At 68.3% G+C, this 25,717-nt stretch carries 24 protein-coding genes; 10 read left to right on the top strand and 14 right to left on the bottom strand.

The features are described 5' to 3' along the window. The first annotated feature begins 375 nt into the window (after window positions 1–375). From VFQ05_04215 to VFQ05_04235, 5 genes are all read left to right on the top strand, one after another. A complete protein-coding gene (locus VFQ05_04215) occupies window positions 376–1,371 on the top strand; it encodes a hypothetical protein (protein ID HET9325955.1) in 996 nt (331 codons plus the stop codon). Window positions 1,372–1,527: 156 nt separating this feature from the next. Next, complete coding sequence (locus VFQ05_04220) at window positions 1,528–2,046, top strand: tail fiber protein (GenBank protein HET9325956.1); 519 nt, start codon at window positions 1,528–1,530, stop codon at window positions 2,044–2,046. A gap of 137 nt (window positions 2,047–2,183) precedes the next feature. Beyond that, entirely contained in the window at window positions 2,184–2,657 is a 474-nt protein-coding gene (locus tag VFQ05_04225; protein ID HET9325957.1) for a tail fiber protein, read from the top strand. Between the two features lie 140 nt (window positions 2,658–2,797). Next, window positions 2,798–3,286 carry a tail fiber protein gene (locus VFQ05_04230; GenBank protein HET9325958.1) on the top strand — a complete coding sequence of 163 codons (489 nt, stop codon included), beginning with the start codon at window positions 2,798–2,800 and terminating at the stop codon, window positions 3,284–3,286. Window positions 3,287–3,297: 11 nt separating this feature from the next. Beyond that, window positions 3,298–4,461 carry a T9SS type A sorting domain-containing protein gene (locus VFQ05_04235; protein HET9325959.1) on the top strand — a complete coding sequence of 388 codons (1,164 nt, stop codon included), beginning with the start codon at window positions 3,298–3,300 and terminating at the stop codon, window positions 4,459–4,461. Between the two features lie 24 nt (window positions 4,462–4,485). Here VFQ05_04235 and VFQ05_04240 read toward each other — a convergent pair whose 3' ends face one another. Both VFQ05_04240 and VFQ05_04245 read right to left on the bottom strand, forming a co-directional pair. After that, window positions 4,486–4,932 (bottom strand): CAP domain-containing protein, encoded by a 447-nt coding sequence (locus tag VFQ05_04240; GenBank protein HET9325960.1) that lies wholly within the window; start codon window positions 4,930–4,932, stop codon window positions 4,486–4,488. Continuing rightward, window positions 4,929–5,522, bottom strand: a complete 594-nt coding sequence (locus VFQ05_04245) for a hypothetical protein (GenBank protein HET9325961.1) — start codon at window positions 5,520–5,522, stop codon at window positions 4,929–4,931. The genes VFQ05_04240 and VFQ05_04245 overlap by 4 nt, the downstream gene beginning before the upstream one ends. A 185-nt stretch (window positions 5,523–5,707) precedes the next feature. Here VFQ05_04245 and VFQ05_04250 point away from each other — a divergent pair, with 185 nt between their 5' ends. Then, window positions 5,708–6,145, top strand: coding sequence for a hypothetical protein (locus VFQ05_04250; GenBank protein HET9325962.1), 438 nt, complete (start codon window positions 5,708–5,710; stop codon window positions 6,143–6,145). A 6-nt stretch (window positions 6,146–6,151) separates the two neighbouring features. Here VFQ05_04250 and VFQ05_04255 read toward each other — a convergent pair whose 3' ends face one another. The 6 genes from VFQ05_04255 to VFQ05_04280 all read right to left on the bottom strand — a co-directional run bounded on the left by VFQ05_04255 (window position 6,152) and on the right by VFQ05_04280 (window position 10,854). Further along, on the bottom strand, window positions 6,152–6,619 hold the full coding sequence (locus VFQ05_04255; GenBank protein HET9325963.1) for an NUDIX domain-containing protein: 468 nt from the start codon (window positions 6,617–6,619) through the stop codon (window positions 6,152–6,154). A 92-nt stretch (window positions 6,620–6,711) separates the two neighbouring features. Further along, entirely contained in the window at window positions 6,712–7,020 is a 309-nt protein-coding gene (locus tag VFQ05_04260; protein HET9325964.1) for a hypothetical protein, read from the bottom strand. Between the two features lie 15 nt (window positions 7,021–7,035). Beyond that, entirely contained in the window at window positions 7,036–8,226 is a 1,191-nt protein-coding gene (locus VFQ05_04265) for a hypothetical protein (protein HET9325965.1), read from the bottom strand. Beyond that, entirely contained in the window at window positions 8,223–9,623 is a 1,401-nt protein-coding gene (locus VFQ05_04270; protein HET9325966.1) for a hypothetical protein, read from the bottom strand. Before VFQ05_04270 ends, VFQ05_04265 begins: the two co-directional genes overlap by 4 nt. Further along, a complete protein-coding gene (locus tag VFQ05_04275) occupies window positions 9,601–10,224 on the bottom strand; it encodes a hypothetical protein (GenBank protein HET9325967.1) in 624 nt (207 codons plus the stop codon). Before VFQ05_04275 ends, VFQ05_04270 begins: the two co-directional genes overlap by 23 nt. Window positions 10,225–10,380: 156 nt before the next feature. Continuing rightward, window positions 10,381–10,854 (bottom strand): PTS sugar transporter subunit IIA, encoded by a 474-nt coding sequence (locus tag VFQ05_04280; protein HET9325968.1) that lies wholly within the window; start codon window positions 10,852–10,854, stop codon window positions 10,381–10,383. A 213-nt stretch (window positions 10,855–11,067) separates the two neighbouring features. Between VFQ05_04280 and VFQ05_04285 the strand changes: the two genes are divergently transcribed. Together VFQ05_04285 and VFQ05_04290 are read left to right on the top strand one after the other, a co-directional pair. Beyond that, entirely contained in the window at window positions 11,068–11,700 is a 633-nt protein-coding gene (locus VFQ05_04285; protein HET9325969.1) for a FlgD immunoglobulin-like domain containing protein, read from the top strand. Window positions 11,701–11,821: 121 nt separating this feature from the next. Then, on the top strand, window positions 11,822–13,129 hold the full coding sequence (locus VFQ05_04290; GenBank protein HET9325970.1) for a GGDEF domain-containing protein: 1,308 nt from the start codon (window positions 11,822–11,824) through the stop codon (window positions 13,127–13,129). A 47-nt stretch (window positions 13,130–13,176) separates the two neighbouring features. Here VFQ05_04290 and VFQ05_04295 read toward each other — a convergent pair whose 3' ends face one another. Further along, complete coding sequence (locus VFQ05_04295) at window positions 13,177–15,168, bottom strand: hypothetical protein (protein HET9325971.1); 1,992 nt, start codon at window positions 15,166–15,168, stop codon at window positions 13,177–13,179. 331 nt (window positions 15,169–15,499) lie between these two features. Here VFQ05_04295 and VFQ05_04300 point away from each other — a divergent pair, with 331 nt between their 5' ends. Beyond that, on the top strand, window positions 15,500–16,786 hold the full coding sequence (locus tag VFQ05_04300; GenBank protein HET9325972.1) for a hypothetical protein: 1,287 nt from the start codon (window positions 15,500–15,502) through the stop codon (window positions 16,784–16,786). On the opposite strand, the gene VFQ05_04305 is transcribed toward VFQ05_04300, so the two are convergent. Beyond that, window positions 16,783–17,754: a hypothetical protein gene (locus VFQ05_04305; protein HET9325973.1), complete on the bottom strand. Its 972-nt coding sequence runs from the start codon at window positions 17,752–17,754 to the stop codon at window positions 16,783–16,785. The two genes, VFQ05_04300 and VFQ05_04305, sit on opposite strands and share 4 nt — an antisense overlap. Before the next feature lie 113 nt (window positions 17,755–17,867). Next, window positions 17,868–20,477: an ATP-dependent chaperone ClpB gene (gene clpB / locus VFQ05_04310; protein HET9325974.1), complete on the bottom strand. Its 2,610-nt coding sequence runs from the start codon at window positions 20,475–20,477 to the stop codon at window positions 17,868–17,870. A 110-nt stretch (window positions 20,478–20,587) separates the two neighbouring features. On the opposite strand from clpB, the gene VFQ05_04315 reads away from it, so the two are divergent. Next, complete coding sequence (locus tag VFQ05_04315) at window positions 20,588–20,998, top strand: hypothetical protein (protein HET9325975.1); 411 nt, start codon at window positions 20,588–20,590, stop codon at window positions 20,996–20,998. 7 nt (window positions 20,999–21,005) lie between these two features. On the opposite strand, the gene VFQ05_04320 is transcribed toward VFQ05_04315, so the two are convergent. From VFQ05_04320 to VFQ05_04330, 3 genes are all read right to left on the bottom strand, one after another. Then, window positions 21,006–22,535, bottom strand: coding sequence for a hypothetical protein (locus tag VFQ05_04320; GenBank protein ID HET9325976.1), 1,530 nt, complete (start codon window positions 22,533–22,535; stop codon window positions 21,006–21,008). Window positions 22,536–22,556: 21 nt separating this feature from the next. Then, on the bottom strand, window positions 22,557–23,165 hold the full coding sequence (locus VFQ05_04325) for a sulfite oxidase-like oxidoreductase (GenBank protein ID HET9325977.1): 609 nt from the start codon (window positions 23,163–23,165) through the stop codon (window positions 22,557–22,559). Between the two features lie 74 nt (window positions 23,166–23,239). Further along, window positions 23,240–25,453, bottom strand: a complete 2,214-nt coding sequence (locus tag VFQ05_04330) for a TonB-dependent receptor (GenBank protein ID HET9325978.1) — start codon at window positions 25,451–25,453, stop codon at window positions 23,240–23,242. Window positions 25,454–25,717: the final 264 nt, after the last annotated feature.

Below are 25,717 nucleotides of genomic sequence, written 5' to 3' on the forward strand. Positions count from 1 at the left end.
TCCCGCTGAGGGAGCGCGCATGGCAGTCCTCCTCCGTCTGGACTGAGCAGGGCGCGCAACGGGATGACTCGGGTGGCGGACCCGCTCAATCCTCAGCACGTCCGAACGGAGGAGAACGAACAGCGGGATGGGGTGACTCCGGGGGACTTAGCATCCAACGACCTTCCTTGGGCCAGGTTGGACTCGGCCGTGGGTGCTCGCGAGGGGAGTTTCTCCGGCTGCGATATGGACGTTCGCCATACCAGACGCGGAAATGGCCCAACTGTTAACACGAGCGCCCGCCCCGAGCACGGTTCCGGCGTTCGCGGCTCACCACCCCCTCGCCGTCGGATTTGGATTGCGGAAGGCTACGGCGAACGGCTAAGCCTCCCGCCCGTGAAGTCCCCCCATGGCCGTTCGCAGGCGCGCGGATACGCGACCCTGTCGCTCCTCCTCGCCTGCCTTCTCGCCCCCGTCTCGGCCCGCGCTCAGAGCGGCGGCCTCAAGCTCGCGGTGGGCGACGTCGGAATCGGCATCGGCGACGTGCGCCGGCTCGACGGGCTGAGGCTCAACTTCCGCGACCGCAATCTCCAGCTCCTGCGTGGGGTGAACACCACCTTGTGGACGCACCACAAGGGCTCGGGCGGCGTGGTGCAGGGACTCGCCCTGGGAGCGCCGCTCACCGGGGCCGGCGACATCTCGGGCATCGGGCTCGGACTCGGCGTCGGCGCCGACCGCAACCTCACGGGCATCGGCGTCGGAATCATCGGTCTCGGCGCCGGCGAGAACCTCCGTGGCCTCGGCGTTGCAGGTCTTGGCGCGGGCGCGGGCGGACGTGTGCAAGGACTCGCGCTCGGTGGTGCGGGCGTCGGCGCCGGAGGCGACATGCGGGCCATCGCGATCGGCGGGCTCGGTGTCGGCGCGGGCGGCCACCTCACGGGCATCGCCGTCGGCGGGCTCGGCGTCGGCGCAGGCGGCGGGGTCACGGGCATCGCCGTCGGCGGAGTGGGCGTCGGGTCGGGAGAGAATGTGACCGGAATCACGATCGGCGGCGTGGGCGTGGGCGCCGGCGGTCACCTGAAGGGTCTGGCGATCGCGGGTCTCGGCGTCGGCGCCCCGCGGGTGACCGGAGTGGCCGCGGCACTGGCCGCCGGTGGTGAGAACGTCACCGGGCTCGTGCTGGCGCCGCTCTTCTTCAGCGTCAAGAGCGGCGGAGCATTCACCGGGGCCTCGGTCAGCGCGTTCAACCGCATCGACGGCGCTCAGCACGGCGTGAGCATCGGGATCCTGAACATTGCCGGCGAGCTTCACGGCCTTCAGCTCGGAGCGCTCAACATCGCGCACAACAAGAAGACGCTTCCGGTGCTGCCACTGCTGAACTTCAGCAAGTAGGCATTGCGCGCAGCCTCGAATTCGTTGACAGAGCGCGGCGCATCCACCTAACCTTGCGCACCCGACGAATGAATGGGCGTGTCCTCGCGGCTCGCCTCCCCTCGTTACCTGGACTCGCCGCCGTGCTCCCAGTGGCCCTCTCGACTCGGTGTCCTGATGCCTGAGCCGTTCATCGGCGAGGTCCGCATCTTCGCCGGCAGCTTCGCTCCCTCCGGCTGGGCGCTCTGCAATGGGCAGGTGCTCTCGATCGCTCAGAACGTGGCCCTGTTCTCGCTGATCGGCACCACCTACGGAGGCAATGGAACCACGACCTTCGCGCTGCCCGACCTGCGAGGACGTGTGCCCTTGCACGCGGGTGAGGGCCTCGGTCTCACCAATCGCCTCCGGGGTGAGGTCGTCGGGAGCGAGACGCACACGCTCGGCGTCGGCGAGATGCCCGTGCACAACCACACCGTGGGCGCCAGCACGGCCAATGGGAACCGCGATCAGGCGGCGGGGAGCGTGGTGGCGCGGTCACCGGCGGCGATCCCGCAGTTCGCGACCAACGCCGACACCGCGCTCCACGCGGCCGCGGTCGCGACATCCGGGGCCAGTGAGCCGCACAACAACATGCAGCCCTACACCGTGCTGAATTTCATCATCGCGCTCCAGGGCGTCTTTCCCTCTCGACCGTGAAGACCTCTTCGGCCATCCAGCGGCGCCACTTCCTGGCGCGCATGCTCGGATTCATCGCGGGTGGCGCCTGGCTCGGAAGCAAGGCCGGCGTGCGCGACGCCGCGGCGCAGGACTTGCCGTACCTGGGTGAGATCCGCATGTTCGCGGGCGATTTCGCGCCCCGGGGCTGGGCGTTGTGCGACGGCCAGTTGCTGTCGATCGCGCAATACGACGCCTTGTTCTCGCTCATCGGGACCACGTACGGCGGCGATGGCCAGGTCACCTTCGCGTTGCCCGATCTGCGTGGCCGGGCGCCGGTGCACATGGGTTCCGCGAACCCGCTGGGAGTCTTCGCCGGCCAGGAGGCGGTCACGTTGGTGCCGACTCAGATCCCTGTGCACTCCCACGCCTTGATGGGAAGCTCAGGCGTCGGTGATGCCGACAACCCCTCGGGGCGGGTACCGGCCCGCAATGCGGTGGGAGCGCCGCACTACAACGGCGGAATGGACACGACGCTGGCGCCCAATGCGCTGACGCCCTCAGGGTCGTCCCTGCCCCACAACAACATGATGCCGTCGTTGTGCGTCAACTTCATCATCTGCCTCGAAGGCGTGTTCCCGAGCCAGTCATGACGAAGCCGCGTGTCTCGTCTCTCGATCGCCGAACCTTCATCGGTCGGCTGGCCGCCTTCCTGGCGGGGACGGCCTTGCTGGGCCGTCCGCGGCGCGCGGAAGCCGAGACCCAGAGCATCGAACCCTACCTCGGCGAGATCATGCTGTTCGCGGGCAGCTTCGCACCGAGGGGCTGGGCGATGTGCAACGGCCAATTGCTGTCGATTGCCCAGAATCAGGCCTTGTTCGCGATCCTCGGCACGACCTACGGCGGAAACGGCCAGACGACGTTCGCGCTTCCCGATCTCCGCGACCGCGTGCCCATCCATTTCGGCCACGGACCGGGGCTCTCCCCGCGCACGCTGGGCGACCGCTCGGGCGCCAGCTTACACACGCTCGCCATCGGCGAGCTTCCCGCACACAGTCACGCGCTCCAGGCGTCCACGACGTTCGGGACGTCGGTGAATCCGAGTGGCATGTACCCCGCGCGCAATCCCGGCATCATCCCGCAGTACGCTTCCGCCGCCGACGCGGCCATGGCGCCGACGGCGATCAGCAACGTCGGGGGGGGACAGGCGCACGACAACATGCAGCCGATCCTCGCGCTGAATTACGTGATCGCGCTGCAAGGCGTCTTCCCCCAGCCGTAATCGGAGAGCCCATGCGACTTCGCCGCCTGTTCACGCTCTTCTTGCTGGCGAGCTCGATGCTCGCTTCCACGGCGCGAGCGCAGGTGCTGTACTGGCTGGACACGAACCATCCGTCGCCCACGCTCAACAAGGCGGATGCGGCCGGCAACGCGATCTCGAGCGTGGCGTTGCCCGCCGGGACCCTTCCCGAAGGGCTGGCGTGTGAGGGGACCGGCAAGATCTTCTGGACCGAGGGCGTGGTCTCGGGCGCGCGCATCCAGCGCGCGGCGCCCACGCTGTCGTCCATCACCACGATGGTTTCCGGCGGCTCCGCCCTGCGCGGCATCGCCGTCGATGACGTGGCCCACATGCTCTATTGGACCTCGAGCAACCTCGCGACCGGCTCGCGGATCCACAGGTCGGCCATCGATGGCACCGGCGCCACCATTCTGATCTCGCTCGGCTCGGTCGCCAATCCGCGGGGCATTGCCGTGGACCACGCGGGCGGCAAGATCTACTGGGCCGACTTCGATCAGGACGCGCTCTACCGCGCGAACCTCGACGGTTCGTCCATGGAGCTGTGGCTGCCGCTGGCCTCTTCGTCGCGTCCCTACGGCGTTGCGTTCGACCCGATCGGACAGGAGATCTACTGGACCGAATATGCGGGGAAGATCCGCCGCGTCTCGACCTCGGGCGGGACCAGCAACACGCTCGTGGGCGGCCTCTCGAACCCCACGTACATCGCGCTCGACCCTGCCGGCGGACGGATGTACTGGTCCGAAGGGGGCGCAGGAGCCCAGCAGATCTACCGAGGCCAGATGAGTCCCGGAGGAGGCCGGACGGCGCTGGGTCTTCCGCTCACCACCTATGGCGGTCTCGCGTTCGAGCCGAACGCGACGGTCTCGGCGCCCGATGCCACGCTGCCGTCCGAGTTCGCGCTCGCGCCGCTCCACCCCAACCCCAGCCGGGGAATGGTCCGCGCGGAGTTCGCGCTGCCGCGAGAGAGTCGCGTTCGCATGACGGTCATCGACGTTCAGGGCCGCGAAGTGGCGGTGCTGGCGGACGGCACCTTCCCCGCCGGACGCCACGCGGCTTCGTGGGATGCGAAGGCCGGGCGCGTTCCGCCGGGCGTCTACTTCGTGCGCCTGTCCACCGAAGACCGGTCCTTCATCCGCCGCCTCGTGCGCGCTCGCTGAGAGACGCCGGTCATTGCGGCTCGATCACCGTGGCCGCGACAAGAGACAGGTCCATCGTCGCTGATACAGGCCGATCCCGATTCGGGTGAACGCCCGGTTCTCGAGATTCTTCCGGTGGCCGCGGCTGTTCATCCAGCCTTCGAAGACCTGGGCGCCGGTGGTCTGCCCCCACGCCAGATTCTCGCCGGCGGTGGAGTAATGAATGCGGGCGTGGTCCATGCGATCGAAGGGATCGTCCCCGTCGGGATTGATGTGGTCGAAGAAATCGCGGCGCGCCATGTCGACGCTGTGACGGCGGGCCAGAGCCGCGAGCCGGTCGTCCCACTGGAGCGTCGGCCTTCCGATCGCCGCGCGATGATCGTTGATTCGATCGATCAGGTCCTGGACCTGGCTGACCGATTGCGCTCTTGGCGGGAGGACGAGCGCTGCGGCGAGCACGAGGAAGGCGCCAAGGATCGCTCGTAGCCTCATCGTGACGCATTCCCTCGCCGCACCACCACCGGCGCCGGATAGCGGATGGGTCCGAGCGGCGTCTCGATCGTCGGCGCCATCTCGAGGCGCAGCTCCTTTTGCGAGGCGCCATATCCCGCGATCTCGAGCGCCAGATCGAACAGGTCGCGAGCCCCACCCGTCCCGAGCTGCAGGAGATCGACGCGAGCGCCGAGCGGGATTTCGGCCGAGGCTCCAGGAGCGATGGACAAGGGAGCGGTGAGCCCGCCGCTCGCGGTATTGCGGTCCTCGATGAAGAGCGTCCAGTCGAGCGCCGTGATGCTGGCCGACACGGTGTTCTCGGACGGATTGGTCGCGCGCACGTGCGCGGTCAGCTCGAGCGGGACGTCCTTGGCGAGAACGGCGGCGGCGAGGCGGCCCGCATCCGTGACGCCCAGCGAGGCGTAGGTCGTGGCCTCGGTGATCCGGACTCCTGCGACGCGCACATCCGAGATCCCCGCGAACGCAAACGTGACCGTGCGCAACGCGGCGAGCTCCTGGAGCGCGGTGCACGACGGGACCAGCAGCACCGTGCCGAGGGCGGCGAGGATCCACAGCGCCCGGGGGGACATGAGCCTTTGTATAGCACATGCCGGTCCAGCCCTCGCGTCGCAAGGCGGCCACTCATGGCCGTCCGGAAATGGGAAACACATTGCCGCGGAATGCATTGACCACGCTCGATCGAGAGGGCTATAGGTTCAGGCTCGCTCGCCGGCGCCGCAGCGATCGCTGCGGCACAAGAAAAGGAGAATCCCCCATGCCTCGTATCCGGGTCATTTCCTGTCTCATCCTCGCGCTCATCGCCCTCGCACCTCCCGCGTTCGCGGGCCCAGGGCTCCATCTTGGAATGACGCTCGATCCGGACGACTTCCTGGTCGGGCTCCACTGGAACAGCGGCACGCTGGCTCAGAGCATCGCGGTCGTCCCCAGCGTCGAAGCGGGATTCGGCGACGTCACGATGGTCGCCGGGAATCTGGACGGTCATTACAACTTCAAGACCAGCTCTGAGCTGGCGCCCTACATTGGGGGCGGCTTCACGGTCAACTGGTTCGACACCGAAGGCGACAGCGAGGTCGACATCGGAGGAAGCATCCTGGGAGGAATCTCGCTCAGCGAGAAGCTCTTCTTCGAGGCCAAGGCGGGTCTTGGCGACGTGCCCGACTGGAAGTTCTACGTCGGCTGGCACATGAACTGACCAAGTTCACGACGTCTCGATCGCCCTTCGGAGCTCCTCGAGGATCGGCCGCTGTCCCTGCTGGATCTTCGTGAGCGCGATCTCCCACCCGAACCAATCCGCCCGGTCGACCTCGGGGAACTCGGCCTCGCGCCCCGACCGTGGCGGCCACTCGATCGAGAATGTGTTGCTGACGAGGAGGCTTGGGTCGAAGTCGCCGCGCATCGCCCAGGCGTGGACGACCTTGCCGCTCGGCTGACGAACCGGCTCGAGCGCCAGCGCCTCGCCCGCGGGCGGAGAGGCCCCGGTCTCTTCCTCGAACTCGCGCCGCGCCACCGCGAGCGGGTCTTCTCCTTCGACGAACTCTCCTTTGGGAATCGACCAGGCGCCCTCGTCCTTCTTCGCCCAGAAAGGCCCGCCGGGATGAACCAGGAGGACTTCCTGGCCGGCCGATCGCTCGCGGTAGAGCACGAGGCCGGCGCTCTTCTTCGACATTCCCTGCCCCCTCCTGCCGATGACTCGCGGGGGCGCCGGAGGACGTCGGCGCCCGTCTCGATTCTCCGAACGTCGGCGCGAGCCGCTGACGCCTACTTCGAGCTGGAGCTGGATCTCCCACGCAGGATTCCCCAGGCGCCCGCGCCGAGAATGAATCCGAAGTTGTACCAATTCCCGCTGTTGTGCACTTCGTAGATGGTGAATGCGTGATTGAACAGCGAGATCACGAAGGCGATGGGACAGATCAGGCCGTGCCAGAGACCGCTCCAGAAACCCGCCACGCCGGAGCGTCCCGCTGTGCCGACCAGCGGGTTGGGCCCCGCACAGCCGGCGATCAGGAGAATTGCCGCGAGGGGCGCATAACGGCAGATCAGGCCTTTCCAATCCAGCAACCGTTTCATTCGAACCCCCTTCCTCTACCACGGCATCCGTCGCGCCCACAGAAGCACCGCCAGGCCAAGAAGGCCCAAACCGGCGATCGCGATCGAGCCGCGCGCGGCGCCGGGAATCGGGCGCACCGTCGAATGCTGCGGTCCGGGCGCTCCGAAGGCTTCGCGCACCTGCTCGACCGACTTCCACATCCCGATCAGCCACGCGAAACCGAGCGGGATGAGGAGGTCGGGCCGGCCCGTGGCGCCCAGCCCTCTCGCCACTTCGAGCCATACGCGCGCGCCGGGAGTCCCGGGAACGCCCGCGAGCGAGAACAGCGAGAACAACCCCGCCAGCGTGATCAATGGGTGGCGACGCAGGATGGGCGCGCCGAGGCCGGCGGGAGTCGAGACCGGAAGAAAGCGCGCGAGCGTGCTGGCTCCGGTCAGCGCCAGCGCCAGGTGCGCCGCCCAGTTGACCAGCCACGTCATGTCCGGGCCCTGCCCCGACGCGATCAGGGCAAGCACCAGAGCGCCGTTCAAGCTCGCGAGCGTGCCCACCCGGCGCTCGGGACGGCGCTGCGCCATGAGCGTGGCCGCGCCGGCGACGAACGCCACCCACGCCGCGATCCGAAGAAGTCCCCACGCCAGGCGCGCACCGGGAGGAAATTGATCGACGCCATCGAGTCGCGCGGCGAGCCAGACCGCGCCGCTGATCTGCAACGTGGCGGCGGCAAGCGGAGCAAGCCACGGGCGGACGCCCTGAAAGACGTCGGCGAGCCAGAAGTGAAAGGGCGCGCCACCGAGCAGCACCACGCCGATCAGCAGCGAAAGGGGCAGCGCCGTGCTCCACAGGAACGTGGGCTCGAGACCGAGACTCAGGACCGACCACTGTTCGCGCACGTAAGCCGTGCCGGTGGCCAGCGCGAGCAGCTCGATCCCCGCCCACGAGAGCGCGATCGCGCTGCCCATGACCCAGAGCAGCTTGAGCGCACATTCCCCGTGCAGCAGCTCGTCGCCGTCCCGCGCCAGCGCCGCGACCACCACGCCGACCACGAGCGGGGTCCACGACGCGTTGGCGCCCGGCGCGAGCCCGATGCCGGCGGCCAGCGCGATCAGCGCGCTCGCGGGCCCGATACCGGCGCGGCCCGGACGCTCGAGACGCAGCATCAGGAGTCCCGAGAGGAGCGCCGCCAGCGCGGCGGCGGCAGCGATCATCGGGGCCGAGAGCGCGGTCATCGGAGCAGCGGGAGGAACAGGGCCACGGCGGAGAGCCCGATCAGGAACAGCAGGTATTCCTGCGCGTCACCGGTGTGGAGATCGCGGCTCGGTGCGAGCAGGCCACGGCCGAGCCGCATCAGCACCGCCACCACCCTCCGCTCGACGGCGAGGAACGACCGGAACAGAACGGTTGCGGCACCGCGCGCGACCTCGCGCTGGCGCGCCATCTCGGCGCTCGCCTTGGAGAGCTGGATGGGATGCCGCTCGAGCCACCAGGCGATCGCCCCGCTCGCGACCGCCGGCACCCACGCGATGGCGCCCATCGGCCACGCGAACTCGTAGCCGGACCACCACGCCATCACCAGCGCGATCGGGCCGGTCACCATCGTGAGCGCCGCGATCACGAGCGACAGCGAGACCGCGGACTCCCGCCGCACCATCGCGCGCCGCTCGGGCGCTTCGACCATGCGCCGGATCGCGACCCATGCTCCCAGCGCGACCGCGAAGGCGGTCGGCACCGCGGCCCACCGGGTGGCGATTCCGGGAGGGCCGAAGCCGAGCGTCAGAAGCAGCGGAGCGGACAGGCAGATGCTCGAGATCCATCCCGACAGGCGCCACACCAGGTGCGAGGTGGGGACCCGGCGCGGGGCCATGCCGCGCAGCTCCCCATCCAGCAAGGCCACTCGCCCGCCGCAGGCGGCGAGCCACAGCATCAGCGTGACCTCCTGCGGCAGGACCGCGAGCGCCACCAGCATCGCGGCGAGGACGCAGTCGGCCACGATGAGCCAGCGCAGGCTCGCCACCCAGCGTCCGCGCCCGAACGCGCGCAGCGTCGCCAGCACGGCGGTGACGATCAGCAGGATGAGCACGGCGCGGCGCACCAGAGGCACCGCGGTCCAATGCTCGACGTGCCGCCACAGGAGCACGAAGCCGGTGGAGGGAAGCAGCGCGGGCAGCCAGGGCCCCACGGCGAGCAGCGGACCCGAGCGGTCCGAGAAGGGTCGGGCGAGCGGCAGCGCCGCGAGCAGCTCGAGTCCGGCCCATGCCACTCCCAGCGCCTGGCCCCAGACCAGCAGCGTGGCGAGCCGCGCCGGCAGCACGCCATGGCTCACCGCCTCGGCCTGAGCGGCATGCGCGGCGGCCGCGAGCCACAGCGCGAGCGCGGGACGACGCAGCCAGTTCCATCGCGGGAGCTGCTCGGCGCGATCACTGGCGGCGCGGGCCCAGGCCCAGAACGCCGCCGCCAGGAGCTCGAGCCCGAGCGCTCCCGTCCACAGGTGGGGCAGACACACCAGTGCCAAGCCGGCGATGCACAGCAGTCCGCCGGTCAGGCGCGCATCCGGCTTCGCGATCGCCTGGAACCCCGCCCGGACGCGATCGATGACACGCATGTCAGTCGTGAAGGTCGTGGGCATCGCTCACCCACGCCGTCCCGGCATGCCGCTCGCGGGCGATGGCCACCCGCAGGGCCAGACCCACACCCAGCGCCGTGGCCACCAGCAAGGCGGTCGGCGTGTGCGGCGAGGGGCCAACCTGCGCCGTGCGGGCGGCGCCTTCGAGCACCTGGAGCCCGAGTCCCATCGCGGCGAAGCCGGTCATCGCTCGGCGGATGTGCCGCCGCAGCATGAGGTGGAGGATGCCGGTGGAAAGCAGCGCGGCGCCGAGGGAGATGCGCCGGGTGTCTTCCGGAGACATGTCCTGGCGCGCCACGGCGGCGAGCAGCAGCAGCGTCAGCGCCAGCCCGAGCGCGAGCCCCACGGTGTGCGTCTCCGCGGCGCCGCGTGTCTGCGCCAGCGGGCGGCGGGCGGTGTCCTCGGGATCGCCGGGACGCCACGATCCGATGAGAAGCCAAAGCGCGACCCAGGCCCCGACGACCACCGGCGGCGCTCCCAGCTCTCGCAGCCACGGCAGGCTCAGCCCCACCCCGATCGCGGTCACCTGCCCCACCCGGAGGCCCGGCAGGAATGCGCTCGCGGTCAGCAGCGCGAGCGGCGCGAGAAGGCGCGCCAGGTCCAACGGGGAAATCTCCAACCAGGCATCGAGGAAGTGCACCTAGGCTCCGTTTGATCGGCCGATTACGGCGTTGGCTCGGTCGCTCGTCGCTGCGACGTATCGCGTTACGACTCGCTCCTCGCTCTCTCGCACGCCTTGTCCTCGGCCGTCAAACGGAGCCTAGGCGGTGGTCAGATACTGCGACTCGGCAGTCTTGAGAGCCGCCAGCAGCTCCGTGGGGCCGGCGGCTTCGCGCAGCATCTTGCGCACGGACTCTTCCTTGAGCACTCGGGAGATATTGGCGAGCACCTTCACGTGGGAGGCCCCGACCGTTTCAGGTGAGACGAGCAGGATGAAGATGTAGGCCGGCTCGCCGTCGGCCGATTCGAAGTCGATCCCCTGGTGGGAAATGCCGCACGCCGCCAGCATCCGGTCCGCGGCCTTGGCCTTGCCGTGGGGGATCGCCACCCCGTTCCCGATCCCGGTGGACATCATGCCCTCCCGCCGCAGGACCCGGTCGAGGATCTCGCCCTGGCTGCGCAGCTCGTGAGCGTCCTCCAGCAAGTCCACCAGCTCGACCAGCGCGTCGCGCTTGGTCCTGGCCTCGAGCTTTGCGGTGACCGCCTTCGGGGTCAGCAGATCGGAGAGCGTCATGGCCTATCCCTCGGCCAATAATTCGAATCAGGACAATGGCTTGTAACGTACGGACCGCGCGAATCGAGTGTCAAGGCATTTCACCCGCTTTCCAAGCGCACGAGTCGCGGTTCCGCCGCGCATCGAAAGCAAAACGACATGAAATCATCACATCCCACCAGGCTTCGGGGGTAGTACTGTCGTGGCTCCTTCACGAAATCCCGGAGAGCGCTCATGAGACGCACGATCGCCATCGTTCTCTTCATCGCCTCACTGGCCGCGGGACCGGCGTTTGGCGCACCGACGTTCCAGCTTCGCTACGTGAACGGCATCCCGCGGGTGGAGATCGACGGCGACTTCCGCCACAGCCGGTACACGGTGTGGCGTGCGGCATCGGCTCAAGGTCCATTTGCGCGGGTGACCGACGGGGACGTCCTGTGCCTGGGTCCCTGCTTCGCCGACGACTACTCGGCGATTGGCGGACGCACCTACTGGTACCGCTTCGACGTCCTGCCTCCCGAAGGAGGTCCGGTGAGCCACGGGCCGTTCGAGGCCACGATCTCACGGGATCAGGCCCGTCCCCTCTCCGCCGGCGTGGCGCCCAATCCCGGGCGAGGAGCCACGCAGGTGACACTGTTCGTGGCCGGCAGTCAGGGGGCCTCGGTGCACACCGACGCGGCATTGTTCGATCTCCAGGGGCGGCGGCTGTCCACGATCCATCGCGGTCCGCTCGGGACCGGGCTCCACCGCGTGGCGTGGAACGGCCGCAGCGATGACGGGGCCGAGCTCAGAGCCGGCCTCTATCTGCTGCGCGCCGTCACCGCCGATGGCAGGCATTGCGTGACACGGGTCGTTCGCACCCGCTAGAATTCCTCGCGTTCACTCATTCCGGGGACACGAGCCACCTCGCCTCCGACCATCCACTGCGTGGCCTCCGGAGCTTCCGGAGGGCCTCGGGCCTACCCGACATGGAGGCGGGTTCGCCCAGATGAGACAAGTGCCCATCGGTTTTCGTGAGCTCCTGGAGCAGGTCCTGCCGGTCGAACGCCTGCCCTTGCCGGCGCGATCGCCGGTTCAGCGCGCGCTGAAGAGCGGGCTGCCGCGCGAGATCGAGGCCGCCGCGCTGATGACCCTGGAGCGGCTCGCCGAGCGCGGCGCCCCCAGACGTCTGCGCTCGCCCTCCGATGCGCCGCACCACATCCGCGACCAGCAGCCGGATTCGTCCGACGTCATTCGTATCGATCTTCCGGCGCCGGCGGAGCGCGATGGCGTCCTCCTCTATCCGCGGGCCATGCTTCCGGCGCGGGCGTCGGCAGATCTGAGCCAGGTGCGGCAGCTGCTCCACTGGGAGGACAGCGGCATCATGTCCGATCCGCGCAGCAGCCAGGCGCGCGCGATGCTGCACGAGCATCTCGGCGAGACCGGACGGGAGCTGCTCGGCACCGACGACCTGAACCTCTACGCGCTGCCGGACCCGGCGGTCGAGAGCGCGGAGTCGCCGCTCGATCCACCGCTGGCGGCCGAGGCGCTGGCGCGCCCCAGCCTGCTCTTCTATTGCCCCGACGTCACGCGAAGCCAGCGGCTCGCGCGCCATGCGACGCAGGGAGCGCGCGCCTTCGTGATGCTCGCCGTCGTGTCCGCGGATCAGGAGCCGCTCGGCCTGCTGGAAGTGCGCACACCCCGCGCGGTGCCGTTCCAGGCCGAGGATCTGGCCCGCATCGCCCTGCTTGCGGACTTCTGCGCCACCATGCTCGAACGCGCCGCGCGCCTGGAGAAATTGGTCTTCGTCGACGGCACCACGGGCGTCTACAACCGGGCGTACTTCGAGCTCCAGGCCCGCAACGAGATGGCGCGCGCGTTGCGCGAGAGCGCGTCGCTGGCGCTATGCATCGCGGACATCGACGACTTCAAGACCGTGAACACCATCTACGGCTATGAAGCCGCCAACGCGGTGCTCCACCAGGTCGCGGCGACGCTCAAGAACGGCGTGCGCCCGTTCGACACGGTGGCGCGATGGGGCGGTGAGGAGTTCGCGGTGCTGCTCACGCCTCCGGTTCAGGCGGAGGACGTGATCGCGGTCTGCGAGCGCCTACGCATTGCCGTGGAAAGACTGCAGCTCCACGTCGAAGGTCTCGACCGCCGGCTCTACGAAGTGCGCGTCACCGTGAGCATGGGCGTGGCGATGTTCCCGGACCATGGAGACAACCCGCAGGATCTGTGGCGGGCCGCCAACCAGGCGCTGCTGATCGCCAAGCGCCCGCCGAAGAACCGCGTGGTGATCCAGCGACGCGCTTAGAGGCTCTGGGGCGGGCACGCACGCCCGCCCTCTTGCCTCAGTCAGAGCTAGGGACCGCCGGTCAGGTCCGGCACCGCTCCTGGCGGCACCGAGTCCGCGGTCTTCATCTGGACCGCGAGCACATTGCCGAGCAGGGACCAATTGCCGGCGTCGTCCCGGGTCTTGATCGCGAAGAAATAGGTGACGCCGGGCGACAAGCCGCTGATGACCGTGGCCTGGGAGGACCCCGAAGCCCCGGGCGCGGTGAGCGGAATGCTGGTCGCCGACCCGAAGGTCGCCTCCGTGAGCGGCGTGGTGGAGCGACGCATGTCGTAGGCGGTCGCCTGGCCGCTCATGCCGTCGTCGCCGGGTGCCGACCAGGTGAGCGCCAGGTTCTGGTCGGAGATCATCGACGTGGCCAGGTTGGTCACCGCCGCCGGGGGGGTCACATCGGGCCCCTGGATCGTGTAGGGAATGGCGCCTGCGTCGGTGCCGCCGGTTCCCATGCCGATCGCCGCCGAGCCCGCGCGCAGTCGTGGATCGAAGCTGGCGAACGTGGAGTCCACGAACAGTGGAGAGCCGTAGCGCGAGGCGCCGTCCTGACCGCTGCCCTGGTACCAGGCGCCGCTCGTTCCCGGAGCGCTGAGACCGCCGCCGCTCGGCGTGCACGAAGGACAGTTGTAGCGATAGTTGATCGACTTGCCGCTGCCGGCGTAGTAGGCGAACAGGTTGTTGTTGAAGGTGTACGGCATGCCCGAATAGGCCTCGAAGTACGCCGCCGAAGAGGTCGACGTCGAGCCGGTGTTCGGGCGATAGAAGATGTTGTTGGTCACCTTGAGCGTCGCGCTGGGTTCCCAGTTCGACATGTCGACGGCCAAACCGCCCATCGAGTTCGTCGCCGCCGGCACGGTGGTGTAGAAGGTGTTGTGGTCGATCACCGTGGTGAGGCCGGCGCCGTTGATGCTCCCCGTGCGCAGGATGCCGGGATCGCTGCGATAGGCGTCCGAAGCGAAGATGCATCCCTGCAGCGTGTCGCCGCGGATACCCCAGCTGAAGTCGAAGGAGCCGCCGTTGGTGGACTTGAAGTAGCAGTCCTTCCACTTGTTCCGTCCCTCGGTGGTGCGGTCGTTCGGATCGCCTTGCGACGAGAGGTAGAACGGAGCGCCCGACCCCCTCACGAAGAAGGTGTCGCTGGTGAAGGTATTGGACAGGAAGTAGTCGCGGATGCGGGCGGTGATGCATCCGGTCCCGTAGGCGCACACGTTGGCGCTGTCGGCCAGGATCCACTTGTTGTTCCGGAACTTGCTGTTCTGGAAGTTCCCCATGTAGAGACCGCGCTTGCTGCCCGCGTCGGATCCCGGCGCCATGACGATGAGGAACTTGTTGTTGCTGAACGTCACGTTCGTCTTCATCCCGCCCCACAGCTTGACGAGCGGGTCGGCGGAGAAGCAGTACTGGTGTCCGCCAATCGAGCGCACGTAGATCGAGCAGGCGTTGACCACCGTATTGGAGATCGTGGTGCCGCCATTCAGCGGGCATGCTCCGCCGCCGAAGGTGAAGTAGTTGTACTTGAGCGCGCCGCTGACCACGGCCGGGTAGACCGCCACGCTGTCGAAGTTTCCGTTGTTCACTCCAGCCAGCATGAAGTCGCCGATGACGGTGAGTCCTCCCATCTTCCAGCCCATCGCGTCTCCGTCGACGCGCAGACCTCCGCCCGTTCCTCCACTCACGCGGAAGTAGCGGTACCGGATGTAGTCCTTCCCGTCGACATAGATGGCCGGAACGACCACGGAATTCTTGTTCGAGGGATTGCCGCGATATTCGATCAACGCGGCCGAAGTGCCCGAGCGCGTCGGAATGGGCGCGATCGAGTACGTTCCGTTCGCCATGGAGATGATGTCACCCGGCTGGGCGTTGGCGTTGGCGGTGGAGAGGGCGCAAGGCGACCCGGGCGTACATGCGGTGCCCGAGCCGGTGGGACTGACTGAGTACGTCACGGCTGCGGCTGGAACGGCCCACAGGCTGGCCATCGCCGCAATGAGGATGCGTCGTGACTTCACCGACTGACCTCCCTAAGGATCAGGGCTTGGATCTCGAGGGTCGGGGCGGCCGCCCCGAGATCGCACATGGCATGCCATCCGGCAACGAATGGCATGCGGCCGGGAACTGGCCTAAAACTGCGCCGGACAACGACTATGCCTCGTGGGGTAAGGCGAAACGCATGACCGGCATCGCAGTCTGCCGGGTGAACATACACCACACACCGGCTCGTAGAGCCTGCTAATTTCCCGCGCTCGCCCTGGTGAGATGCTGCGCCGCGGGCAGGGATCGACGACGGAGGTCATTCTGAACACAGTCTTTGCGCGCGCGCTCTATTTCGGATTGCAAGGAGTGCGGGGGGAGCCCGTGGCCGAGGTGCTGCGCGAGCTCGATGCCTCTCAGCACTGGCCATCCGAGCAGTTGAGCGCGCTGCAGTGGGAACGGATGAGCCGGCTGGTCCGCTTCGCCTACGACACGGTCCCTCACTATCGCCGGGCATGGGACGCAGCGTCATTTCGTCCCGAGGAGCTCCGATCGAGAGAGGACTGGCTGCGCATTCCCGTGCTCGACAAGGTGACGCTTCAGGAGCGTCGAGCCGAGCTGGTCAGCTCGAGGCCGGAAACCGGCCTGCTCTCTCCCACGTCGGGATCGACGGGACTTCCGACGCAGGTGCTGCGCAGCCACCGGTCGTGGGCGCATGGGCACGCCAACAAGTTCCGCCAGTGGAGGTGGTTCGGCGTCGAGCCCGGCGAGCGCTACGTGTATTTCTGGGGACTCGCGCACGATGCACGCGGGCGCCGCGAAGCTTCGATCAAGGACCTGATCTTCAACCGCGAGCGCTGCTCGGCCTTCGCGATGAATGCCGAGTACGCGGTGCGGCTCTATCAGCGGCTCCGCTCCCGTCCCGCGAGCTACGCCTACGGCTATCCTTCCACCATCGTTCAGTTCGCCGACGAGCTCGGGCTCGCGGGGCTCGACGGACGGGCGTTGCGGTGGAAGGGCGTCTTCACGACCGCCGAGCTGCTGCTTCCCGAGTGGCGTGAGCGCATCGAGGCGACGTTTGGCTGCAAGGTCGGCGACAACTACGGATGCGCCGAGTGTTGTGATCCCGGCATCGAGTGCGAGCGTGGCGCCATGCACATGGCTGTGGAATCCGTGGTGGTCGATACGATGCCTGGCGAGGACGGCCTGCCCGAGCTCCTGCTCACCGATCTCCACAACTACAGCCAGCCGCTGATCCGCTACCGGGTGGGCGACCTGGTCGAGCCGCCGCTGGCGGCGTCGTGCGCGTGCGGCCGCGGTCTGCCGCTGCTCGGACGTCCGATCGGACGCCGCGGCGACAATCTCGTGCTCCCGGACGGCCGCCAGCTCAACTGTCACACCACCACGTACCTCTTCAAGCATCACGGCAAGGCCGGGCACGTGCGCGAGTATCAGTTCGTCCAGCACGCGCAGGGGCGGATCGAGCTGCGCATCCATCCGGGGCCGAGCTGGAACGAGGACGTCCGTGCGCAGCTCCTCGGTGAGGCGCGCGAGGCGTTCGGGGCGCCGATCGAGATCTCGACGGTGGAACGCTTCGAGCGCCGTGGCCGCGGCAAGCATCGCGACTACGTGCGCGCCGAGGATCTCGACGGCTAGTGGTGCGGCGTGGTCTCGTGGAAGTAGTGGGCGAGGTAGAAGCCGAAGGCCAGGTTCGACGCCAGCAGCAGCACGGCGACCCCCGCGAGCGCCGCCGCCGAAGGGCGCCGGAAGTTCTGGGTGGCCCCCGCCAGCTGGCACCAGGCCACGACCAGCAGCTTGCCGTAGCGGACGGCGATCCAGATCTCGTAGGCGTTGACCGCCGCCACCAGGAACGCCACGACCAGCGAGATCCATAATCCTGCCCACAGCCGGCGCCGCCAGCACAGCGCCGCGGTCACCAGCGCCGTCGCCAGCGTGGTCAGGATGACCACGCCCTTGCCCAGCTTGGCCGCCGAGCCGCCCTGAAGCGTCTCGACCAGTCCTCCGAGCACCGGGAGCCCTTCCTTGATCACCGTGTGGGTCTCGTAGTTGAAACGGATGAACCACAGCGGACTCCCGAACTTGATCGCGCCACCCACGACCCACAGGAGCAGCGGGACGACGGCGAGCGGGACGACGCGGCGCGCTTCCCGATGCTGAACGAACACGGTGAGCATGAGCGGAGGCACGAAGAACCACATGACCTTGTGGAAGAGCAACGCCAGAGCGCACCACAGGGTGAACCAACGAAAGCGCCGGCGCTGCATCTCGAGCACGGCGAGCAGGAAGAGCGCGATCGCCGTGATGTCGGAGATCGGAAACGCCACGTACGTGAGTCCCACCAGCGGAAACAGGGCGAACAACAGGCCGAGCTCGAATGACGAGCGTGCGCCGGCCTCGCGGGCGATGCGCTCGATCGTTGCCACGGCGACCAGGTAGGCGACGGCGGCAATCGGGATCATCACCGCCAGCGGGGGAAGTTGCCCGAACGTCAGTCCTCGCACCGCGGCGATCACGAGCGCGTAACCCGGGACCCACCAGCCATTGAACGGCGATCGCCAATCGAAGCTCTGCACCCAGTAGCTCCGCACGTCGGAGCGGAACATGTCGAAGTCCAGGATCTGCAGGAGGTAGAGGAGGTAGACGAGGAAGGTCGCCCCGGCGACGATCAGGAGTCGGCGAAGCTCCCCGGATTCGCGGGGCTCGACCGCGGCGGAGCTCAGCGAGCGCCTACCAGCTTTTCGGACCGCTGCACGGAGAAGGTGAACTCGCCCTTCTCATGGTCCACCTCGATGGTCTGGCCCGGCTTGAACTCCGACTGCAGGAGCCGCATGGCCAGAGGATTCTGGATCCTCCTCTGGATGGCGCGCTTGAGCGGGCGGGCGCCGAAGTGCGGATCGAACCCTTCCTCGGCCAGCGCGTCACGGGCCGGGGGGGTGAGCGAAAGGCTCAGCTCGCGGTCGGCCAGCATGCGCCGCAGACCCTCGAGATGCAGATCGACGATGGTCCGGATGTGCTCGCGCGAAAGCGCGTGGAAGATCACGATCTCGTCCACCCGGTTCAGGAACTCGGGCCGGAAGTGACCGCGGACCGCGTCCATGACCCGACGCTCCAACTCCTTCCCTTCGTCCTCGCCGAGCTCGAGGATCCATTGCGAGCCCAGGTTCGAGGTCATGATGACCAGCGTGTGCTTGAAGTCCACGGTCCGGCCCTGGCCGTCGGTGAGCCGTCCGTCGTCGAGGATCTGGAGCAGCACGTTGAGCACCTCGGGATGCGCCTTCTCGACCTCGTCGAGCAGAACGACGGAGTAGGGCCTGCGTCGCACCGCCTCGGTCAAAGCACCCCCCTCCTCGTAGCCCACGTATCCAGGCGGCGCCCCGATCATCCGGGCGACGGTGTGCTTCTCCTGGTACTCGGACATGTCGATCCGGACCATCGCGTGCTCGTCATCGAACAGGAACTCGGCGAGCGCCCGCGCCAGCTCGGTCTTGCCGACGCCGGTGGGGCCCAGGAACAGGAAGGATCCGATCGGCCGCTTGGGATCCTGCAGGCCGGCGCGCGCACGCCGCACCGCCTCCGCGACCACGCGCACCGCCTGATCCTGGCCGATCACCCGGCGATGGAGGCGTTCTTCCATGTGGACCAGCTTCTCCACTTCGCCTTCGAGCAGCCGGGTGAGGGGAATTCCCGTCCATTTGGCGACCACCTCGGCGATGTCCTCCTCGTCGACCTCCTCCTTCAGCATGCGGCGCTCGAGCTGGATCTTGGCGAGCCGCGCGTTCTCCTGCTCGATCTGCCGCTCGATCTGGAGCAAATGTCCGTAACGCAGCTCGGCCACGCGCGCCAGGTCCCCGGCACGCTCGGCGCGCTGCTCCTCGTGCTTGATGCGCTCGCGGTCCTCCTTGAGCTTGCGAATGGCGGTGACGACTTCCTTCTCCTTCTTCCAGTGGCTCTCGAGCCCGGCCATCTCCTTCCGCACCTTGTCCAGCTCTTCTTCGAGGCGCGCGAGTCGGTCGCGGCTTCCCTTGTCCGTCTCCTTCGAGAGCGCCTGGCGCTCGACCTCGAGCTGGCGCGCCCGGCGGTTGAGCTCGTCGAGCTCGACCGGCATCGAGTCGATCTCCATCCGGATGCGTGAAGCCGCCTCGTCGACCAGGTCGATCGCCTTGTCGGGCAGCTGCCGGTCCGCGATGTAACGGCTCGACAGCATGGCGGCCGCCACCAGCGCCGCGTCCTTGATGCGAATGCCATGGTGCACTTCGTAGCGCTCCTTGAGTCCGCGCAGGATCGCGATGGTGTCCTCGACGGATGGCTCGTCGACCAGCACCGGCTGGAAGCGGCGCTCCAGCGCCGCGTCTTTTTCGATGTGCTTGCGGTACTCGTCGAGCGTCGTGGCCCCCACGCAATGGAGTTCGCCGCGTGCCAGTGCCGGCTTGAGGAGGTTCGCGGCGTCCACCGCTCCTTCGGCCCCGCCGGCGCCGACCAGCGTGTGGAGCTCGTCGATGAAGAGCACGATGCGCGCCTCGGCCGAGGTGACTTCCTTGAGCACCGCCTTGAGGCGGTCTTCGAACTCGCCGCGGAACTTGCTCCCGGCCACCAGCGCGCCGAGGTCGAGCGCGATCACCCGCTTGTCACGCAGGCTCTCCGGCACGTCGCCGGACACGATGCGCTGCGCGAGTCCTTCGACGATCGCGGTCTTTCCGACACCCGGCTCACCGATCAGGACGGGATTGTTCTTCGTGCGCCGCGCCAGCACCTGAATGACGCGCCGGATCTCCTCGTCCCGGCCGACCACCGGATCGAGCTTCCCCTGGCGCGCGAGCGCCGTGAGGTCGCGGCCGTACTTGGCGAGCGCCTGGTACTTGTCCTCGGGGTTGGCGTCCGTGACCCGCTGCCCGCCGCGGACCTGAGACAACGCTTTGAGGATGGCCTCGGGTGTGACGCCGGCTTTGGCGAGCGCCTTCTGCGCGCCGGTCGCGGGCTCGGGATGGGCGAGCGCCACGAGCAGGTGCTCGACGCTCACGTATTCGTCCTTCAGGCGCTCGGCCTCGGCCTCCGCGCGCTCCAGGACCTTCCGCAGCTCGTCACCGAGATAGAGCGAGCCACCTTGAACTCGCGGCAGTCGATCGATCGCCTGCGCGACGTCGGCCGACAGCGCCTCGCTCTGGACACCGAGCTTCTGGAACAAAGACTGCGAGATCCCTTCACGATCCTCGAGCAGCGCCTGGAGCATGTGCTCGGCCGTGAGCTCCTGGTTGCCGTGCTCCCGCGCGAGGCGCTGCGCGCGCTCAAGCGCTTCCTGCGATTTGACCGTGAAGTGATCGAGTCTCATGACCCACCCCCGCTCGCTATCATGCGCCTTCCTTTTCCGGAAGCCGGAGGTCATCGTAGCACGGCTTCCACGGCCTTCCTGGCCGCGGCGTCCGACGATCGGAGGATCTCATGAACGTGACGCAACCGGCGGCCGACGAACCGCTCGCCCGATTGGAGGCGCGTGTGCGCTGGCTCACGGCGCTGTGCGCGTTTCTGACCCTGGGACTGCTCTCGGTGGCGGCGTGGCAGTTTGCGCCACGGCCCAAGGTGGTCGAAGCGCACGCCTTCGTGCTGCGCGATCAGCAATGGCGGCGCAGAGGCGAGTTCTCCGTGCGCGAGGACGGCTCTCCGATCTTGCGACTCAACAGCGCGAAGGGCCGGGAGCGTGTCGTCCTGTCCGTGCGCGAAGGTGGACGCACGATGGTGCGCCTCACCGATTCACAGGATGTCTTTCGCGCCCGTCTCGAGCTCGACGCGCAGGGAGCGCCGCTGCTGAGCATGAGCGATGCCCGCGGAAAGGCGGTGTGGGCGGCGCCTTGAGCCGCGGTTATTCGAGATCGAGGTGCGGAATCAGCAGCGGGATCGTGCGCCGGGCGAGCGCCGGATAGTCGGCGACGATCCACAGGATCTCCCGAATCGAGTCGAAGCTCGCGATGCCCTCGTCGAGCTGCTTGGCCAGATCGATCAGCGCGGAGCTCGCCGCCGCGCACTGGCTCTCGGGCACTCCGAGCCTGTCCACCTGGGCGGCGATGGCGACCAGGGCCGCTGAAGTCGGGGAGCTCTTCGCGACAGGCGCGGGCTTGGCGGCCTGTACCGGCGGCTGCGCAACCTGGACCGGCGGCGCCGGCGGCTTGGGAGCCACCGGCTTCGGTGGGGCGGGAACCGGCGCCGATGGCGTGGTCCACGCCGGCAACACGGTCTCCGGTGGTCGGGGAACGGGTGACGCGGGAGCTGGTGGCGCAGGAGGGGCAGGCGTGCGCGCCCGCGTGGGCGCCGGAGGAGGAACCGGAGCAGGCGAGGACGCCCGCGCGACGGGCGCTGTCGGCGCCATGGGCGGCGCCGGCCGCGGCGCCGGCGCGGGGGTGGCCGCCTGGGCCGGACTCGTTCGCGGTCGGCTGAGGAATTCGATCGCCAGATCGCCGGGCTGCACGGGCCGTTCGCGTGCCGCCGACGCAGTCTCCTCCGCGACCGCGGTCTCGGCGGGCTCGTCATCCAGCGGCTCTTCCGTGAGCGGGGCGTCATCCGTGAGCGGCGTGTCGTCGATGGGCGGCGTGTCGTCGGTCGGTGGCGTCGTGCCGGCCGTGAACGCCGTCTCTTCCGCTTCCGCCAGCATCGCTTCCAGTCGCGGATCGAGCACGTCTTCCTGCTTGCCCGCGAACGCCGGCGGGGGAGCTGGATTCGAGAAGCTCGACGCGCCGCCACCGGACGGCGTGCTCGATCGCGACGCCTCCTCGCCGAAGCCGAGCATGTCCTTCAGGCGGCCCTGCTTGCGCGGATTGCCCGCGGGGGGCGCCGGATGGGCGGCGGGCGGCGACGGCGGCGATGCCGCCCGGCTGGCTTGTGCCGGTGCGGGGGCCGGAGTCGCCTGAGGCGCAGCGGTCGGCGACGCGCTGGACTTCGTCTGAGCCGGCTGAATGCGGTCGAAAGGCGATGGCTCGAACATGTCGCGCGGGTCGGGCGGGGCGGCAGGCGGCGGGGCCGGCGCCGGGGCCGGGTCGGAGGGCAGCTGCGCGGGCTTGGGATCCGCCGTTGCGGCGCTCCCCTTGTTCAGGCCCTGGGTCTCGAGCTCGAGCGTCAGGATCTTGAGATACGCCGATGCTTCGGCGCAGCCGCGCTCGAAATGCTCGCGCATCTGAACGCGACTCGGGCGGGGCGACGTGCCGCTGAACGGAATCCGGCGGAATCGCTCGCAGCGCGCGAGGTCGCCCGGCCAGATGCGCTGGATGACGGTGAGCGTCGTTTGTCGCCAGAGCTTGAAGCCCGGGTCACGCGGATTCGCGTTGCGCAGCTCGCTCAGGCGCTCGAGCTGATCATCGATGAGACGTCGCGCCCACTCGACCGGATGGACGTCCTTCACCCGGCCCTCCGCGCGTGCGCGCTACCAGTCCGAGAAACGCTCCTCTTTCCACGGGTCGGCTTGGTTGTTGTAGCCGTTCTGCTCCCAGAAGCCGGGCCGGTCCTCCGCGACCAGCTCGACAGACCGCACCCACTTGGCGCTCTTCCAGAAGTAACGCCGCGGCACGACCAGCCGCAGAGGCCAGCCGTGCTCGGGAGTGAGATCCCGACCGTCGTGGCGGTAGGCGAACAGCACATCATCCTGCTCCAGCTCCGCGAGCGGCAGGTTCGTCGTGAAGCCTTGCTCGGCATGAATGACCGCATGCCGAGCGTCCGCCATCACCTGGACGTGCCGCATCAGCTCTTTGAACGAAACTCCCTGCCACAGGTTGTCGAAGCGGCTCCACCGCGTGACGCAATGGATGTCGCTCTTCACCTGCACCTGAGGCAGCGCGAGGAACTCCGGGTAGGTCCAGCGGAGCGGAGTCTCCACCAGGCCGTACACACGGAAGTCCCACGTCGCCAGATCGATGTGCGGCAACGCTCCGTAGTGGAGCACCGGCCACTTGTCGGTCCGGACTTGTCCGGGCGGAAGCCGGGGCTCCTGCTCGGGACTGGCGATGGTATCGGCGGGTTTGGGCTTGATATTCACGTGTCGCTCGCCGGGGGGCCGGCCAAAGAATCGGCCGGCCAAGACGTTATCGGATCGGGGATGCCCCCGAGCCCTCAGAAGCTTCCTGACAGCTGCCCCACGAAGTTGATCCCGGGCTCGTCGACCGACGCAAGAGCCGGTCGATACGCGGTGTCCGCGATGTTGCGCACCCCCACCATGACTCGGGCTCCCCATGGCAGGGAGGCGCCGCCGTAGAGGTCGCCCACGATCCATTCCTTCTTGAACTCGGTGAACTGCCCGACTCCCGGAGTCGGCAGCGGGAGCCTGCTGGTGCGCCAGGACCACCGGGCCGAGGGTTCGACCCAGTAGCGGCCCCGCGAGTCGGTCCACCGCAATGAGAAGGCGCCGTGGATCGGCGGCACACTGGGCAGCGGCGCCTCGTCCTGCGAAACACCGTAGAGATTCTCGATCGCCTCGGCATTGGTGATGTCACCGATCGCGTCACTGACGTTCGCCCGCGCGTTCCACTGCGGCCGGAACTTCCACTCGGCCTCCGCCTCGTAGCCCCAGATCCGTGCCTCGGAAATGTTGGTGTACTGGAACGTGGGAGGTCCCGGAGGGCCTGGCACCTGCAACGCGTCGATCAAGTCCTCGTAGGTGGAGTAGAACGCGTTCGCCGCGAGGCCCAGGCGACCCGGCCCCCAGCGGAACCCGAGGTCGTAGGAGACGCTCTTTTCGGGGACGAGCTCGGGGTTGCCGATGACGTTGCCGACCGACGCCGGCCCGTTGAAGAACAGGTCCTGCGCGTTCGGCTGGCGATATCCATTGGCGACGTTACCGGTGACGTGCAGGTCGCGCACCGGGCTCCACACCACTCCGGCCGATCCGGACAGGGCGTCGTCGTCCACGCTCATCGGCGGGATGGCCGGAGCCCCTGGGGCGCGCACGAATTCGTCGGTGCGGTAACGGTAGTGGGTGAAGCGGCCGCCGGCGTGAACGGTCCACCGCGGGTGGAGATACCACTCCGATTGGGCATAGGCGCCGTAGTTGTCGAAGTCACCGTCCGGAATCGACGCGGTCACCCGCTCCTGCGTGCCGCCGATCGCGGCGCCGCCCGGATCCTGATAGGTGCGGAAGCGGACGTTGTCGCCGTCGGTCACGTCGCGCGCCGCGTCGATTCCCGCGGTGAAGAGCGCGCGCGAGGTGCGCACCGAGGTGAGCTGTCCCTGCACACCGAACGTCGAGATGTCGAAGTACCGGTCCTGGTGCGTCGATACGGAGCTCGTGTCCCCCGGCCCGCTCGGCGGGCCCACCGCCGGGAACCCAAAGGCCGGGAACATGAACCACTCGAGATCCTGATCGGAGCCGAAGTTGCGACGCTCCTGCTGCCAGTAAGCCTTCACCTGGGACGATGCCAGCCACGAGCTTCCGTGACGGTGGCTCAGCGTCAGATGTGTGTAGTCACGGTTGTAGAAGTCGAAGCCGAACTCCTGCGAAGCGCCCGGGAACGCGAACGAGAGCCCGGGGATTCCGATGTCATCACCCCGATAGAGCTGCCACCCGAGCTTGAGCGCGGTCTTGTCGCTGAAGTCCCAGCGCAGATTGGCGAGCGCGTCGTATTCGCTGAACTGCGAGTTCGGGACGTCACCGTTCGGCGAGCGGAAGTCCTGCGCGTTGCGCGCGCCGCTCGACACGTAGGCCGACAGCTTTCCCGTGCGCTTCATCAGCTCGAGGAAGAGATTGCCCTGCCCGTCCGCCGTGCTGCCGCCGATCGCGGCCGACCCGCGGAAAGTCTGGTCGGGGCGCAGGAAGCTGGCCTCGCGGGTGATGATGTTGATGACGCCTCCCAGCGCGTCCGAACCGTACGCCACCGATGAGGGTCCCCGCACCACCTCCACGCGGTCGATCTGGGCCGGACCCACCACTGACGGGTGCGGGCCGTTACCGCGGGCGCTGTTCATCGGCATGCCGTCGACCAGCACCAGGACCCGCTGGCCCCCGAGGCCGCGCAACACCGGCCTCTGTTCCCAGGGACTGTCCTTGCTGTTGTCGACCCCCGGCATGCTCGAGAGCACGTCGCCAGGCACGTTGGGCATGACTTCGAGGATCTGGGATCGTGACAGGAACGACAGCGCCTGTGGTGATTCATAGTAGGCGCGCGGGTAGCGGGAGCCTGTGACCACGGTCTCCTTGAGGAAGGTGACCGGGCGGGTGGTATCGGCGAACGCCGAGGACGAGTCCGTCCCCTGGGCCCCGGCTTCCGTCGGAACGGCGAGCGCGAACACCATGGCCAGCGCGGTCCAACCGCCGGCGTGCAAGGCGCTCAAGGCGCTCCGACTCGATGACGACATCGACATCCACTCCCTCCATTGAAGTGCCTTCGGACGTTTATCCGGAAGCGTGACGAGGATCGAAGCGGATCACTGCCCTCCGCTTGCCGGGACGTCCGGACGCGTTAGTTCGCAGCGGCACAGCGAGGTACGTGCGGAGTTCGAGGGTCAGGGAAGCTGGGCCATTTGACCCACGAGGTGCCACCGGGACCCGCCGCCGTGCGAGGTAAGCCATCCGGCGACCTGGGTCCTCACGGGGAC

This window comes from Candidatus Eisenbacteria bacterium (assembly GCA_035712145.1).
Lineage (GTDB): Bacteria > Eisenbacteria > RBG-16-71-46 > RBG-16-71-46 > RBG-16-71-46 > DASTBI01.

Excerpts from the sequence above, each read along its gene's own strand:
- VFQ05_04245 (HET9325961.1), bottom strand. The coding sequence starts at position 5,522 with ATGTCCCCCCGGGCGCTGTGGATCCTCGCCGCCCTCGGCACGGTGCTG.
- VFQ05_04250 (HET9325962.1), top strand. The coding sequence starts at position 5,708 with ATGCCTCGTATCCGGGTCATTTCCTGTCTCATCCTCGCGCTCATCGCC.
- VFQ05_04270 (HET9325966.1), bottom strand. The coding sequence starts at position 9,623 with ATGCCCACGACCTTCACGACTGACATGCGTGTCATCGATCGCGTCCGG.
- clpB (HET9325974.1), bottom strand. The coding sequence starts at position 20,477 with ATGAGACTCGATCACTTCACGGTCAAATCGCAGGAAGCGCTTGAGCGC.
- VFQ05_04225 (HET9325957.1), top strand. The coding sequence starts at position 2,184 with ATGTTCGCGGGCGATTTCGCGCCCCGGGGCTGGGCGTTGTGCGACGGC.
- VFQ05_04230 (HET9325958.1), top strand. The coding sequence starts at position 2,798 with ATGCTGTTCGCGGGCAGCTTCGCACCGAGGGGCTGGGCGATGTGCAAC.
- VFQ05_04255 (HET9325963.1), bottom strand. The coding sequence starts at position 6,619 with ATGTCGAAGAAGAGCGCCGGCCTCGTGCTCTACCGCGAGCGATCGGCC.
- VFQ05_04260 (HET9325964.1), bottom strand. The coding sequence starts at position 7,020 with ATGAAACGGTTGCTGGATTGGAAAGGCCTGATCTGCCGTTATGCGCCC.
- VFQ05_04285 (HET9325969.1), top strand. The coding sequence starts at position 11,068 with ATGAGACGCACGATCGCCATCGTTCTCTTCATCGCCTCACTGGCCGCG.
- VFQ05_04290 (HET9325970.1), top strand. The coding sequence starts at position 11,822 with ATGAGACAAGTGCCCATCGGTTTTCGTGAGCTCCTGGAGCAGGTCCTG.
- VFQ05_04235 (HET9325959.1), top strand. The coding sequence starts at position 3,298 with ATGCGACTTCGCCGCCTGTTCACGCTCTTCTTGCTGGCGAGCTCGATG.
- VFQ05_04265 (HET9325965.1), bottom strand. The coding sequence starts at position 8,226 with ATGACCGCGCTCTCGGCCCCGATGATCGCTGCCGCCGCCGCGCTGGCG.
- VFQ05_04220 (HET9325956.1), top strand. The coding sequence starts at position 1,528 with ATGCCTGAGCCGTTCATCGGCGAGGTCCGCATCTTCGCCGGCAGCTTC.
- VFQ05_04240 (HET9325960.1), bottom strand. The coding sequence starts at position 4,932 with ATGAGGCTACGAGCGATCCTTGGCGCCTTCCTCGTGCTCGCCGCAGCG.
- VFQ05_04280 (HET9325968.1), bottom strand. The coding sequence starts at position 10,854 with ATGACGCTCTCCGATCTGCTGACCCCGAAGGCGGTCACCGCAAAGCTC.
- VFQ05_04315 (HET9325975.1), top strand. The coding sequence starts at position 20,588 with ATGAACGTGACGCAACCGGCGGCCGACGAACCGCTCGCCCGATTGGAG.
- VFQ05_04305 (HET9325973.1), bottom strand. The coding sequence starts at position 17,754 with ATGTTCCGCTCCGACGTGCGGAGCTACTGGGTGCAGAGCTTCGATTGG.